A 16015-nucleotide genomic window follows, 5' to 3' on the forward strand; every position below is an offset into this window, starting at 1 on the left:
TTTCAGTTAACAAGTTGACAAGTTAACAAGGTTTTAAAATATGAATTCAAAAATCAAAAATATAATATTTGACTGGGGTGGCGTTCTTATCGACGTCACCTTGGACAGATTTCTAGCCGAATGCAAAGCAGCCGGAATCTGTTTCGAGGATAAAGAAATAACCGGCACTCACAAGACAGGATTCTTCCTTGAATACGAACTTGGCAATATATCTGATGACGATGCGCGCAATGAGTTGCGCCGTAGAGCAGGCAAAGATATATCAGATGAGGAAATCGACCGTATATGGAACACCATGATAGACAGTATTCCGGAAGAGAAACTTGAACTGCTTTACAGACTGAAGGATAAATACAATCTGTATATACTTAGCAACACTAATGCAATTCATTGGGATAATGTAGCACCGAAAGTATTCAGCTACAAAGGATTGGGTATTAATGATTTCTTCAAGAAAGTATTCCTCTCGCATGAAATGCACCTTGCCAAACCGGACACTGCAATTTATCTGAAAGCACTGTCAGAAGCAGGACTCAAGGCAGAAGAAACCATGTTTATAGACGACTCAAAACTGAACTGCGACGCAGCACAATCGGTAGGTATAAATACCGTACATTACATTCCGGGAGATGATCTCTCACTGATTTTCAAATAATAAAAATGAAGTTTATAGAAGAATACGATAAAACTGACATAAAGCCATGCGCGGCAACAATAGGATGCTTCGACGGAGTACACACCGGACACCGCTATCTGGTAAAACAGGTTCGCGACATAGCCGATGAAAAAGGTCTGAAAAGTGCCCTTATCACCTTTCCTATACATCCACGCCAGGTTATGCAGGCAGACTATATGCCGGAACTCTTATCGTGTCCTGCACAAAAAACTTCACTTATCAGTTCTCTTGATTCCGATTACTGCATAGTCCTCCCTTTCACTAAAGAACTTTCGCAACTTACGGCACGCGAGTTCATGGAGCTACTGCACAACAGATACAATGTACGTGCACTGGTTATAGGCTATGACCACCGTTTCGGACACAACCGCACAGAGACTTTCGAGGATTATTGCCGCTACGGACAGGAACTTGGTATGTCTGTAATAAAAGCCGAACCTCTGAAATGTGACATCACAGATACTTTCATCAGTTCATCTGCCATAAGAAAGCTACTTAAATGTGGTGATGTGGTTACGGCAAACCGCTTCCTGGGATATAACTACTATATTGACGGTACAGTGACTGACGGACACAAGATAGGACGGAAAATCGGCTTCCCTACTGCAAATATCATTCCTTCATGTCCGGAAAAACTAATACCGGAGAACGGAGTTTATGCAGTACGCGTACCAATAGACAATACAGTTTACAAAGGGATGCTGAACATAGGCAACCGCCCTACCCTGAACAATGGCAGTAACGTAAGCATCGAAGTACATATAATCGACTTCAGCGGTGATATATATCATCATCCTTTAATGATTGAGTTTATCAGCAGAATAAGACAGGAGATAAAGTTTACCTCAATGGAAGAGTTGATAGAACAACTTGAAAAAGACAAAACGATAATATCAAAAATAGAATAATTTTAATAACAACAAATGAAGACATTCGAAGAATTAGGCGTTTCCGAAGAAATACGCAGGGCGATAGAAGAAATGGGATATGAGTATCCTATGCCCGTACAGGAAGAAGTTATACCGTATTTATTAGGAAACGGAAATGACGTAGTGGCTCTGGCACAAACCGGAACCGGAAAAACAGCCGCATTTGGTCTGCCGCTGATACAGAAAATTAATCTTGATGAATGTGTACCGCAAGCACTGGTGCTCTGCCCTACACGAGAACTGTGCCTGCAGATAGCAGGTGACCTTACTGACTATTCAAAATATATTTCAGATCTTAAGATATTACCTGTCTATGGAGGTTCATCCATAGAAAGCCAAATCAGAAGCCTAAAAAAAGGTGTGCATATCATAGTAGCTACTCCGGGACGACTCATCGACCTTATGGAGCGCAAAGTGGCCCGCCTTGAAACTATCAGAGACGTAGTGATGGACGAAGCCGACGAGATGCTCAACATGGGATTCACCGAAAGTATCAATGCCATACTGGAAAAAGTGCCTGAAGACCGTAACACTCTGATGTTCTCTGCCACAATGAGTCCTGAAATCTCGCGCATTGCGAAGACTTACCTGCATAACGCAAAAGAAATAACCATAGGAACAAAGAACGAAGGCAGCAAGAACGTAAACCATATAGCATATATCGTACACGCAAAGGACAAGTATCTCGCGCTGAAACGTATCGTGGACTACTATCCTCAGATATACGGTATCATCTTCTGCCGTACACGAATAGAGACTCAAGAGATAGCCGACAAGCTGATACAGGACGGATACAGTGCCGACTCTCTTCACGGCGAACTGAGTCAGGCCCAACGTGACCTCGTGATGCAGAAATTCCGCCAGCGTCATCTGCAGCTTCTTGTAGCTACTGACGTGGCAGCACGCGGACTTGACGTGAACGACCTTACTCACGTTATCAACTATGCCCTGCCTGACGATACAGAAAGCTATACACACCGAAGCGGACGTACAGGACGTGCAGGAAAGACAGGTATCTCTATCGCCATAATCAATATGCGCGAGAAGGGAAAGATGCGTGAGATAGAACGTATCATCAACAAGAAATTCACGATAGGCACACTCCCAGCCGGAAAGGAGATTTGCGAACAACAGCTCATCAAGGTTATAGACGATATAGAAAAAGTTAAGGTGAACGAGGAAGATATCGAAGCATTCCTCCCTGGCATCTACCGCAAGTTCGAATGGCTGAGCAAGGAAGACCTTATCAAGCGCGTAGTATCAATGGAGTTCAACCGCTTCCTGGAATACTACCGCAATGCACCTGAAATAGAACAGCCTAAGGCAAACGAGAAAGATAAGTCGGACAAGCCCCGTAAGGATCGCGGAAGCGACAAGGAAAAGACAGCCCGCAAAGCAGAAAAGGGATATGCACGTCTATTCCTCAACATGGGTAAAACTGACGGTTTCTATGCAAATCAGGTCATAGAACTGATTAACCGCAACACAAAGAAAGAGCGCATACAGATAGGACGCATTGACCTGATGCAGAACTTCTCATTCTTCGAAGTGGCAGAACAGCAGGCTGACATCGTTATGAAAGCTCTTAACAAAGTTGTTTTAAAAGGTAAGAGAATTATAGTGGAAATAGCCGGAGAGAACAACGGCAAAAGTGATAAGAGCGGCAAGAAGCGCAATTCCGGTTCTTCAAAAGAGAAAACCACAAAGGAAACTCCTGCAAAAGAAAAGAAGGCTTCAAAGAAGGATAAGCCAAGCCGCGAGGAACGCGGATATACTTCAGCTCGCGGACCAAAGCATAAGGATGACTGGAAACAGTTCTTCGTGCATGACAATAACTCTTCAAATCCGGGATTTGATGATGCCGGAATGGGAAAGAAGAAAAAGAAGAAATAAATCACATACTAGTAAAAAAACGAAATGCGCAGCCTTGAAAGTTGCGCATTTCGTTTTTTATTTATTTTTCCATTACAATAAGTTCAAGCTTCTTTGCATTGGTACGTGTCTTGAGCCAGTCTGCCATACGTTTCTTATCAGCAGCAGATGGTTTCTTGGCACATTGCAATATAGCAAATGTAAGAGTGTCAGGCTTGAGACTGTCAAGTTCCAAACGGATACTGCGCGACAGTGCAACGGACTTGATACCTCCACCGAACAAAGCTTTCATCTCTCCTGCCAATCTGCTGTCAGCCTGTCCGCTACGGGTATAGAGCTCCAACTGTGTTTTCAGGGAATCTATTTCATGCTGTTGTGCAGCAAGCTTCTGTTCACTCTTCTTGTAGAAGTCCTCCATCACCATCGACTTAATATTACTTATGTCCATATCGCCATTATTCACTCCTTGGAATACTACAAGCTTAGTTTTTCCGAGGTTGTACTTTTCAAGCTTCTGCTCGGCAGCGGCTATCTGGCTTTCGGACACCTCATTGCCGACCATCACCACCTTAATCTCACGTTTGGAATAAGATATTTCCCTACTGAGGATTTGTGAATTAGGGAACTGGAGTTCCTCAGATATGTAATTGTTTGCAGCACTGTGATAGAATGTTTCCTTAACGATACCGTATGTAAGATATATCGCAGGACACATTGTCACTAAAGTTATGGTTATAATATATTTACGAACCAGTTTCTCACGATTTTTATCCACAAACTCCTTGTGCTTGAATTTCATAAACCGTACTCCCAGGAAAGTGGCAAGGCTTATGAACACGGAGTTGATGAAATAGAGATAGAAAGCTCCCAAGAAATAAAGCAGATTGCCGGTTGCCAATCCGAATCCGGCAGTACAGAGTGGCGGCATCAATGCTGTAGCGATAGCCACACCAGGTATGACATTACCTTTCTCCTTTGTAGCCACAGCCACTATACCAGCAAGACCACCGACCAGGGCTATGAATACGTCATAGATGGTAGGCGAAGTACGTGCCAACAATTCCGATTGCACTTCATCAAGCGGAGTGAATGCAAAATATATTGTGGCGGTAGTGACACTGAACACAGTAGCTATGAAATAACTCTTCAGAGAGCGCTTCATAAGTTCGAAATCGTTGATACCGATAGCAAGTCCCACACCCATAATAGGCCCCATAAGCGGAGAAATCAGCATGGCACCGATGATTACGGCAGTAGAATTGACATTCAGTCCGAGAGAGGCAATAAAAGTGGCAAACACAAGAATCCACAAGTTTGCTCCACGGAATTCCACTCCATTGCGGATGCTCTCAACCGTGAGTTGCTCATCCTCCATACTTTTGTTCAAGTCCAGATAGTCATCGTAAAACTTTCTTATCAGGTACTTCTTTCTGTTGTTAAGTTCCATAATTATTTCTTTATAAATCGGTTAATAACAGGGATACTTCTCAAAGGTAAGTCTTTTTTTATGATATATGCAACAAACAGCACAAGTAATAATGTACGGAAAGCAATACGCAACACTGTATTTTCAGGATAAATGTATATTGATGCTACATAAAGCACTGCCGCAAACACCAAATAGACGAACATATCCTTTATAGGATAAGCCACAGGATATTTCTTCTGACCTATGAAATACGACAGAACAGTGATAAGTCCATAGCCTGCCACCGATGCCCATGCCGAAGCCAGATATCCGTACTTAGGAACCAGCCAGATATTAAGTATAAGTATCACCGCACATCCTATAAGAGAGAAATATGCTCCCCAGCGTGTCTCGTCAATCAGCTTATACCAAAAAGAAAGATTGAAATAAATACCTTTCAATATTTCAGCTCCCATTACTATGGCAACCACACTAAGGCCTTCCCAATAGTCCGGAGCTACCATATATTTCAGAATATCCATATAGAACATCACAGCCAGAAATGCCAAAAGAGAGAAGATAAAGAAATACTTCATAGCTCCTGCGTAGGATGATGTGCTGTCCTTCTTATTGCTGTTGCCAAACACGAAAGGCTCGTATGCATATCTGAAAGCCTGGGTAAACATAGCCATAATCATTGCTACCTTACTTGTGGCACTATATATACCCAGTTGTACAAGTCCTTCCTGACGGTCGTCATAAAGGAAAGGATATATCATCTTGTCAACAGTCTGGTTCAATATTCCCACTACCCCGAATATAAGTATCGGGAACGAATAGCTTAACATACGTTTCTGAAGTTCGAAGTCAGGTTTTAAAGTCAGCTGTCTCAGTTCCGGAATAAAGAAGAGCATCTGTGCCGCCGACATTATCAGATTCGACACGAATATGTAGCCCACCAGATAATCAGGATTATAGAACCATGAGACCAATGAAGGTGCATGTTCGTTCAGCCATGGACAAAGAAGAAGGAAGAAGAGATTCAGAACTATATTGCCAATGATATTGAAAAGCTTTATTGACGCAAATTTTATAGGCCTTTTCTTATATCTGAGCCATGCGAAAGGAATACAAAGAAACGAATCGAGAGCCACTACCACCATCATCATCCCCACATAATCCTTATGGTCGGGATATTCAAGGAATTGCGATATAGGCTCCAGAAATATCAAGCCAAGAATAACAAAAAGCAACGATAGTCCTCCCACAAAAAGGGATGTATTAGAGAAAACCTTTACAGGGTCCTCTTCCGACTTGTTTGCAAAACGAAAAAAGCCTGTCTCCATACCGAAAGTAAGGAACACAAGTATAAGTGCCGTATAAGCATAAACATTCGACACTACACCGTAGCCTCCCGACTCTGCCGAAAGGACTGCCGTATATAGCGGAACGAGCAGATAGTTGAGGAAACGTCCTACTATACTGCTCAGTCCGTAAATTGCTGTATCTTTAACTAATGACACGTTGGGAATTAAGAATTAAAAATTAATAATTAATAATTAGAAAGAGTTGATCAGGCTTCAGTTACGAGTTGACCAGGCTTTGGCTTCGCTGACCTTTGGTTGACTCCGTCGATTTTCAATTCATCCGGACGGAGAACCTTGTCAACTCGTCAACTCGTTAACTTGTCAACTAAATTAGTATTCAATCAAAAAGCGTTTTCTCCTGCTGCCAGATGCTCCTTCCAAGATGTTTATATGCCAATTCTGTAACTTCACGACCACGAGGAGTGCGTTTCAGGAAACCTTCCTTTATAAGGAAAGGCTCATACACCTCCTCCAATGTACCGGGGTCTTCACCCAAAGCAGTGGCAATGGTAGTAAGCCCTACAGGACCACCCTTGAACTTGTCGATAATAGTACAAAGAATCTTGTTGTCTATCTCATCGAGTCCATAGCGGTCGATGTTCAGAGCTTCAAGAGCATATTTGGCTATTTTCAAATCAATATGCCCGTCTCCTTTCACCTGGGCAAAATCACGTACTCGTCGGAGCAAGGCATTTGCTATACGTGGAGTTCCACGGCTTCTTGACGCAATCTCACCTGCAGCCTCAACATCGCATGTCACTCCGAGAATTCCGGCCGAACGCATAACTATGCGCGACAGAACATTCTCATCGTAATACTCCAAATGAAGATTTATACCGAATCTGGCTCTGAGCGGTGCAGTAAGCAATCCACTGCGTGTAGTTGCTCCTACTAGAGTAAAAGGATTCAAATCTAGCTGTATGCTTCGTGCCGACGGTCCCTTGTCTATCATTATGTCTATACGATAGTCCTCCATAGCGGAATACAGGAACTCCTCTACTACCGGACTCAGACGGTGTATCTCATCGATAAACAACACATCATTAGGTTCCAGACTGGTCAGCACTCCGGCCAAATCACCCGGTTTGTCAAGTACAGGCCCTGAAGTAACCTTGAAACCTACTCCAAGCTCGTTTGCTATGATATTACTCAATGTAGTCTTTCCCAATCCCGGAGGTCCGTGAAGCAGCACATGATCCAGAGCCTCAGCCCTGAGCCTTGCAGCCTTCACGAAGATACGCAGATTATCAACAACCTTGTCCTGTCCGCTGAAATCCTCAAATTGTAGCGGACGGAGGGCGTTCTCAAAATCGCGTTCCTTTCCCGTAGGCTTATAATCTCTTATATCAAACTGATCTTCCATATAATATTGTAAAATACAAATGCAAAATTACAAAAGAAAATCATGAAAAGAACATATTTAAGCCAAAATAGGATAAACAGAAAGTGCGTCATTGCTTTATAACGGCAGCGTTATCTTAAAGTATTCACTGTCTCTATGCTCTTTCTTGATTATATCAATCATCTTCTGTACAATATCAGGATGATTTGCAGAAATATCATTATCCTCATGAATATCAGTTGATAAATCATATAGATGAGGTTTGCCTTTCTTTACGACCAACTTCCAGTCGCCCATACGTACTGCCATCTGGTCTGTTTCATGGAATTCCCAATACAGATAGTCATGTTTCTTCTGCATTTCATCATTTCCCATCAAAGTAGGAGCAAACGATATACCGTCAAAACAGTCACCGTCAAGTTTCTTATTTAAATACTTTTTAGGGAATTTCTTATCGCCAACCAGTTCGCAGAAAGTAGGCATAATATCATAGAAAGCCAACTGATGATCGTTCACTGTTCCAGCCTCAACTTTACCAGGCCAACGCACAATAAAAGGAATTCTTATTCCACCTTCATAACACTGGCGTTTCAAGCCTCGCAATTTTCCGTCACGGCCGAAAAACTCCGGATCTGCACCACCCTCTTCATGAGGACCGTTATCGCTACTGAATATTACTATGGTATTTTCATCAAAACCTTTCTCTTTCAGCTTCGCCAATATCTCACCCACGTATTCATCCAAACGGGTTATCATTCCGGCAAACTCAGCATGAGTATGTACTGCAGGATTGTATCTGCTGCCTTCTTCACCGCCCCAAGTCTTGTCGTGGAAAAACTTTTTCTTATATGACTTCAAAATGGAATCATTTGGCTGAGCCAACTCTGCATGAGGTAATGTGTATGTAAAGAAACCATAGAAAGGAGTACTTCCGTCTTGCGAATCAATCCACTTAAGAGCCTCACGATGAATCATATCTGCAGAATATTGTGGACGTTTCTTATAGTCGTCGCCATACATCGGATATTTAATGTTTTCATCCATTATAATACGTACTGTTGCCGTATCTCCCATCGACTTACTGTAACGGTTTAGGAAATTAGGATAATAAAGATGTGCCTGGAACTGACATATGAATCCATAATATTCATCTATTCCACGCTTGTCTGGAGTAGAGCACGAGCCTTCATATCCTCCTGCCCACTTACCGAACATACCCGTGGTATATCCGTTTTTTTTCATTATTTCAGGAAGAATGATATGAGCAGGATCATATGGCTCCTGACCTACGACTGTATATTCATCATTGTCGCCATACTTCATGGTAGGAACATTTTTCCAATATTCCTTATTTCCACGCACGTGTGTATGTCCGGAATGCTGTCCTGTCATTATCGTAGCACGCGACGGCGCACTCACTGGGCTACCGGCATAGGCCTGTGTAAAGCGCATTCCTTCTTGCGCCATACGGTCAATATTAGGTGTATTGATATATTTCTGGCCATAGCATCCCAAATCGCCATATCCCATATCGTCGCATAAGATGAAAATGATATTAGGTCTCTCTGTTTTTTTAGCGGCTTGAACTTGACACACACCAGTCGCAAATACTCCTGCACAAATCACTATGTTCTTAATCATAATACTTTGAATTTTGAGGTTAAACCTTTAAAAATTAAGTTATAAGTCTAGTTTTACAAAATATAATAACCAGACGCTAATATAGGAATATTTTCCGGAATAAGACTTTTCAGAAGAAGACAAACTGAAAATTTTTTATTACATACCGCTTAAAACAAAAAAAGCTGCCCCATTTCTGAGACAGCTTTTTGTTATATGTTGTAGTATTAAATTACAACTTTGGACCAGCAGCAACAAGAGCCTTACCAGCTTCGTTACCTGTAAACTTAGCGAAGTTCTTGATGAAACGTCCAGCCAAGTCTTTAGCTTTTTCTTCCCACTTGCAAGCGCAGTCGTAAGTGTCACGTGGGTCAAGAATCTTAGGATCAACACCCGGCAATTCAGTAGGAACGACAAAGTTGAAGTAAGGGATAGTCTTAGTTGGAGCTTTTTCGATAGAACCGTCAAGGATAGCATCGATGATACCACGAGTATCACGGATAGAGATACGTTTGCCAGTTCCGTTCCAGCCAGTGTTAACCAAGTAAGCCTTAGCACCTGTCATCTTCATCTTCTTAACCAATTCTTCAGCATATTTTGTTGGGTGCAATGACAAGAATGCAGCACCGAAACAAGCAGAGAATGTAGGAGTTGGTTCAGTGATACCACGTTCTGTACCAGCCAACTTAGCAGTAAATCCTGACAGGAAGTAGTACTGAGCCTGTTCCTCGTTCAAGATTGATACTGGAGGCAATACACCGAACGCATCAGCTGACAAGAAGATAACTTGTTTAGCGTGAGGACCTTTAGAAACCGGTTTAACGATGTTGTTGATGTGATAGATAGGGTAAGAAACACGAGTGTTTTCAGTTACGCTCTTATCAGCGAAGTCTATCTTACCGTTAGCGTCAACAGTTACGTTTTCCAACAAAGCGTCACGTTTGATAGCATTGTAGATATCTGGCTCTGATTCCTTATCAAGGTTGATAACCTTAGCGTAGCAACCACCTTCGTAGTTGAATACACCTTCGTTATCCCATCCGTGTTCGTCATCACCAATCAACAGACGTTTAGGGTCAGTTGACAAAGTTGTCTTACCTGTACCAGACAGACCGAAGAAGATAGCTGAGCTCTTGCCTTCTTTATCTGTGTTAGCTGAACAGTGCATAGAAGCGATACCACGAAGTGGGTTGAAGTAGTTCATCATAGAGAACATACCTTTCTTCATTTCACCACCATACCAAGTGTTAAGGATAACCTGTTCCTTAGTAGTAAGGTTGAATACAACTGCTGTTTCAGAGTTCAAGCCAAGTTCTTTGTAGTTTTCAACTTTAGCCTTAGAAGCGTTGTAAACGATGAAGTCAGGTTCGAATGATTCAAGTTCTTCAGCTGTTGGGCGGATGAACATGTTAGTTACGAAGTGAGCCTGCCATGCAACTTCCATGATGAAACGAACTTTCAAGCGAGTAGCTTCGTTAGCACCGCAGAAACCATCAACTACATAAAGTTTCTTGTTTGACAATTCTTTAGCAGCAAGTTCTTTCAATACATTCCAAGCTTCTGTAGTTACAGGCTTGTTGTCGTTTTTATATTCTTCTGAAGTCCACCATACAGTGTTTTCACTTGTAGCGTCTTTTACCAAGAATTTATCTTTAGGAGAACGACCAGTGTAGATACCAGTCATAACGTTCACTGCACCAAGTTCAGTTACCTGACCTTTTTCATAGCCTTCCAAACCAGCTTTTGTTTCTTCAGCGAACAATACTTCGTATGAAGGATTGTGCAAGATTTCTACGGTACCCTGGATACCGTATTTGGTAAGATCTAAATTTGCCATTGTTCTAATGAATTTAATTGGTTATTATTTTAGATATATTTATTTCCTTTTTGGCGACACAAAAATACAACATTTTATTTGAATGCAATTAATAATTAGAGAAAAAAATCCGTAATAATGAAATATTTATACTTGTGTAACACATTTGCAAGGTATATGTTGCAAAACATAGTTTAAGGACTAGAATTCAGGCATTAAGAAGCCTTCGCAAAACGCCTTGGCATTTGATTTAAAACGATTTGGCTTTTTCTGCAATACATCTCATACAAAAAGAAGACTGCCCGAAGATCACTCCCCAGGCAGCCCCAATCATCTAATTATCACACTAGATAATGATAACAGTTAATTTTATATGAAATGATTGTGTGTGTTTCCGGAATTTCATTCTCCCCTTCCTCCTCCTAGAGCCTGGTAGAGACTTATCACACTCTGTATCTCCATAAAGCGGTTAGATACTTGTGTGAGTTGTGCATTGAGCAATGACTGACGCGCAGTCAATACCTCAAGATAGTTTGTTGTTCCGTATTCCATAAGCAGTGAGGTGCTCATTACAGTCTTTTCCAAAGCCTTTACCTGTTTCTGATAAAGCTCGGTTTTCGACTTGCATGACTGATATGCTGTAAGTGCATCGTTCACCTCGGCTCCGGCATTCAACAATGTCTGCTGGAAATTCAGACTGGCCTCTTCCTGCTGAGCCTTTGCTATACGGAGTTGTGCTATATTCTGTCCACGGTTGAACAGAGGTAAAGTGAGCTGTCCCACAGCATTGGCAATAAACTTGGCAGGATTAACAATAATCGATCCTGCAAGATTTGTCCATCCGGCAGTTCCGCTAAGCACTATTGAAGGATAGAAAGCCGAACGTGCCTGGTTGGTAACATAGAATGCAGCCTCAAGAGAACGTTCCGCCGAACGGACGTCAGGACGGTTTGACAACATTTGCAATGGCACACCAACAGACAAATCCTCAGGCATCTTCTGATCCGCTAATTTTCCACGTTCATAATCGCGTGGAGTTTCTGCCAGAAGCAGTGCCATACTGTTCAATGTCTGGTTAATCTGTTCTTTCAGGTCAATTACAGACGTCTGCACACTATAATATGTAGCTTCCATCTGTGAAACACCTGCTTCATTATATTGTCCGGCATCCATAAGCGCACGTGCAGCATCTACCGTTTCTTTCCATGCAGTTTCTGTCTCCTGCGACAACGCCAATTGTTCGTCAAGCATAAGAAGTGTATAATATGTATTGGCTACACTTGCTATCAGTTGCGAACGTACAGCCTGCTTATAATCAATGCTTTGTGCATATAATGCCTGAGCCTGTTTCTTGGAATTGCGCATACGTCCGAAGATATCAAGTTCCCAACTTGCTGTAACAGGAAGCTGATATGATTTTGTGGCTTTCTGACCATCAAAGCTGCTGATTGTTCCCTGCGGAGCCAAAGCGAATGACGGCAGGAAAGCAAGCTTAGAAGCAAGGAGAGTAGCTTTCGACTCTTCTATTCTCAATTGCGCAGACTGATAATCGGTATTATTCTGCAATGCCTGCTCTATCAAGGTCTGCAGATGAGGATCTGTGAAAACCTCTTTCCAGTCGGAATTGCCGAAATTCAGCGTATCCGCAACCTCTACCTTTTCTCCGTACAGGCTGTCAGGAACTGTTTCTGCAGGTTTATATTTTGTATATATACCACAGCTGCTTAACATTGCAGCTGTAGTAGTAAGTATTATAAATTTCTTCATGTGTTATTCTTTTAATGATTATACCTGTTCATCATTCTTGAAAGCACTTCTCTCTTCAAGGCTACGTTCATGCTCTAATTTAAACTGTGCATCTCCTTCTACCTGCATAGGTTTACGGATTTTCTCCTGAAGATACTCGAATGTTATATAGAACACAGGAACCACAAAAAGAAGAGCCAAAGTACCGATAAGCATACCACCGACAACACCTGTACCCAATGAACTGTTACCGTTAGCTCCGGCACCGGTTGCAAACATAAGCGGGATCATACCGAAAATCATTGTCAATACAGTCATCAGGATAGGACGCAAACGGGCTTGAGCTGCAGAATAAGCAGATTCTATAATACCCATTCCTCTACGACGGCGCTCCAACGCATATTCCGTAATCAGAATGGCTGTCTTTGACAGCAAACCAATCAACATGATAACACCTGTCTGAAGATAGATATTGTTTTCCAAACCGAACAACTTGGCAAACAAGAAACTACCCATCAAACCAAATGGTACTGAGAAGATAACTGCCAACGGTACAAGGAAGCTTTCATACAGACATGAAAGGATAAGATATATAAGGACTACACATATTATATATATGAACACTGTCTGTGAACCTCCACTCTGTGATTCCTCACGGGCAATACCACCATATTCATATCCATATCCGGTAGGAAGAGTCTGAGCGGCAACCTCTTTGATTGCGTTCTGTACTTCACCTGTTGAATATCCTGCCTGTGCGTTAACATTTACATTTATAGAACTGTAAAGGTTGAATCGTTTTGCAACTTCAGCTCCCATTACATTCCTCAATGTAACAAACTGACCTAAAGGAGCCATCTCAGAGCCGTTACGTACATACATATTATTAAGGGACTGTTCGTCAAGACGATATTCAGGTGATGCCTGAAGCATTACACGATATACCTTACCGAATTCATTGAAGTTTGATACATAGGATCCACCGCAATAGCTACCCAATGCAGAAAGAACATCCGATGGAGATATTCCTGCACGCTTACATTTAGCAGCATCTATATCAACAGCTATCTGTGGGAAGTTCATGGCGTAAGAAGTATATGCCATAGCTACCTCAGGACGCTGGTTCAAAGCTCCAAGGAAATTCATGACATGTCCGAAGAAGACAGACATATCACCTCCGGTCTTATCCTGCATATACAGTTCTACAGAGTTACCCATACCGTAACCAGGAATCATACCAGTCTGGAAGCAGAAAATCTGGGCTTCCTTTATTTGAGCAAACTGTGCATTCAGTCGTGCAAGAACGGCATCGGCAGAATGTTCCGCTCCCTTACGTTCATCCCATGGTTTAAGATCGACGATACATGATGCATAAGAAGTTCCCTGACCAGAGATAAGACCATAACCTGATGTGGCACTGTAGTTATCAACCTCAGGAGTATTCTCCAGAATATCTTTTACCTTTTCCAATACCTTGACTGTTTCAGTAAGAGTACTACCAGGAGAAGTACTGATATTTACCATAACTGTTCCCTGGTCTTCCTGTGGAACCAGACCTGTCTTGGTAGTCTTCATGAAGAATACCAGCAAAACTACAGATTCGATGAGTGCTGCCCAAACTATCCATCTGTGATGAATTGCAAACATTACTCCTTTCTTATATTTATTCATTGTAGCATTGAAAGAAGCATTATATGCAGCCTTTACACGACCGTTAAAGCTTTTGGCACTCTTCTGTCCGTCAGACGGTCTCATCATTATGGCACAAAGGGCAGGGCAAAGAACCAAGGCACAAATCATGGACAAACCTACTGATGTAGCCATTGTGATACCAAACTGAGTATAGAATATACCAGATGTACCTCCCATGAATGTTACAGGGATAAACACTGCCATAAACACACATGTACATGAGATAACGGCCATAGTTACATCACTCAATGCATCTTTTGTTGCCAGATATGGAGAAGTGTAGCCTGAATCGAATTTCTCCTGCACAGCTTCCACCACCACAATGGCATCATCCACCACGGTACCGATAGCAAGCACAAGCGCAAACAAAGTAAGAATGTTTATACTGAAACCTGCTGCAACAAGACAGGCAAACGTACCGATAAGAGATACAATGATTGAAATAGAAGGAATCAATGTACTCTTGAAATCCTGCAAGAAGAAGTAAACCACAAGAATAACAAGTATGATTGCTATTACAAGTGTTTCCACAACGTTGTGAATAGATGCATAAAGGAAGTCATTCGAACTCATCATCTGAACGAACTCTACGCCAGGAGGAAGAGCCTCTGACATTTCTTCCAGTCGTTTTGTAATGGCTTCATTAACTTCTGTCGCATTGGCACCTGCAACCTGGAAAGTAAGGAAAGTCACACCAGGACGGTCATTTACCTCACCATGGAAACTATACGATAAACGACCTAGTTCAACCTTAGCAATATCTTTAAGTCTAAGGACAGAACCGTCATCATTTGAACGTATCACAATATCCTCAAACTGTTCTACCGATTTAAGACGTCCTTTATATTTCAAAGCATATTGAAATACATTTGGAGAGTTTTCGCCAAGATTACCGGCAGGAGCTTCAATGTTCTGTTCACCAAGCACTGCAGTAACATCATCTGGAATCAGACCATACTGAGCCATACGTTCCGGATTAAGCCATATACGCATACTGTAAGTATCACCAAGCAATGTTGCATCACCCACACCTTCGATACGTTTAATTTCCGGTATGACATTAATATCCAGATAATTGGCAAGGAATGTCTCGTCATATTTACCGTCGGTGCTAACCAACGAGTTAATCTGAAGGAAGCTTGTCTGTCTTTTTGCTGTTGAGACACCGATTTTTGTTACTTCAGACGGCAACAATCCCTGCGCCTTTGATACACGGTTCTGCACGTTGACAGCAGCCATATCAGGATCTGTACCCTGCTTGAAATAGACCTGTATTGTAGCCGAACCGGAGTTTGTTGCGGTAGAAGTGATATACATCATGTTTTCCACACCGTTTATACTCTCTTCCAAAGGCATTATAACACTGTTCATTACCGCATCGGCACTGGCTCCTGTATATGTAGCATCAACCACAACTGTAGGAGGAGCTATATCAGGATACTGTTCTACCGGCAACGATATGAGTGAGATAAATCCCACCAACAAAATCACGATGGAGATGGAAATAGCCATCACCGGTCGTTTTATAAATATATTTCCTTTCATTG

Annotated in this window: 10 protein-coding genes; 3 read left to right on the plus strand and 7 right to left on the minus strand. The window is 42.0% G+C overall.

Features of this window, described 5'->3' with window-relative positions:
• Positions 1 to 40: 40 nt before the first annotated feature.
• The 3 genes from H6A61_RS03370 to H6A61_RS03380 are packed head-to-tail and all read left to right on the plus strand — an operon-like array spanning position 41 to position 3498.
• Positions 41 to 655, plus strand: coding sequence for an HAD family hydrolase (locus H6A61_RS03370; protein ID WP_204390959.1), 615 nt, complete (start codon positions 41 to 43; stop codon positions 653 to 655).
• 5 nt (positions 656 to 660) lie between these two features.
• Positions 661 to 1584: a bifunctional riboflavin kinase/FAD synthetase gene (locus H6A61_RS03375; protein ID WP_204390960.1), complete on the plus strand. Its 924-nt coding sequence runs from the start codon at positions 661 to 663 to the stop codon at positions 1582 to 1584.
• A gap of 15 nt (positions 1585 to 1599) precedes the next feature.
• Positions 1600 to 3498: a DEAD/DEAH box helicase gene (locus tag H6A61_RS03380; protein WP_154044830.1), complete on the plus strand. Its 1899-nt coding sequence runs from the start codon at positions 1600 to 1602 to the stop codon at positions 3496 to 3498.
• Positions 3499 to 3559: 61 nt separating this feature from the next.
• On the opposite strand, the gene H6A61_RS03385 is transcribed toward H6A61_RS03380, so the two are convergent.
• The 7 genes from H6A61_RS03385 to H6A61_RS03415 all read right to left on the minus strand — a co-directional run bounded on the left by H6A61_RS03385 (position 3560) and on the right by H6A61_RS03415 (position 16013).
• Positions 3560 to 4924 (minus strand): TIGR00341 family protein, encoded by a 1365-nt coding sequence (locus tag H6A61_RS03385; RefSeq protein ID WP_204390961.1) that lies wholly within the window; start codon positions 4922 to 4924, stop codon positions 3560 to 3562.
• A 2-nt stretch (positions 4925 to 4926) separates the two neighbouring features.
• Positions 4927 to 6408 carry an oligosaccharide flippase family protein gene (locus H6A61_RS03390; RefSeq protein WP_346342326.1) on the minus strand — a complete coding sequence of 494 codons (1482 nt, stop codon included), beginning with the start codon at positions 6406 to 6408 and terminating at the stop codon, positions 4927 to 4929.
• 181 nt (positions 6409 to 6589) lie between these two features.
• Positions 6590 to 7615, minus strand: coding sequence for a Holliday junction branch migration DNA helicase RuvB (gene ruvB / locus H6A61_RS03395; protein WP_204390968.1), 1026 nt, complete (start codon positions 7613 to 7615; stop codon positions 6590 to 6592).
• Positions 7616 to 7711: 96 nt separating this feature from the next.
• Entirely contained in the window at positions 7712 to 9235 is a 1524-nt protein-coding gene (locus H6A61_RS03400) for an arylsulfatase (RefSeq protein WP_204390970.1), read from the minus strand.
• A gap of 211 nt (positions 9236 to 9446) precedes the next feature.
• Positions 9447 to 11051 (minus strand): phosphoenolpyruvate carboxykinase (ATP), encoded by a 1605-nt coding sequence (gene pckA, locus H6A61_RS03405; RefSeq protein ID WP_204390972.1) that lies wholly within the window; start codon positions 11049 to 11051, stop codon positions 9447 to 9449.
• Between the two features lie 381 nt (positions 11052 to 11432).
• Positions 11433 to 12797 (minus strand): TolC family protein, encoded by a 1365-nt coding sequence (locus tag H6A61_RS03410; RefSeq protein ID WP_204390974.1) that lies wholly within the window; start codon positions 12795 to 12797, stop codon positions 11433 to 11435.
• 18 nt (positions 12798 to 12815) lie between these two features.
• Complete coding sequence (locus H6A61_RS03415; RefSeq protein ID WP_204390975.1) at positions 12816 to 16013, minus strand: efflux RND transporter permease subunit; 3198 nt, start codon at positions 16011 to 16013, stop codon at positions 12816 to 12818.
• Between the last annotated feature and the right edge of the window lie 2 nt (positions 16014 to 16015).

The sequence above is a fragment of the Bacteroides caecigallinarum genome (genome assembly GCF_016901995.1).
Lineage (GTDB): Bacteria > Bacteroidota > Bacteroidia > Bacteroidales > Bacteroidaceae > Phocaeicola > Phocaeicola cellulolyticus.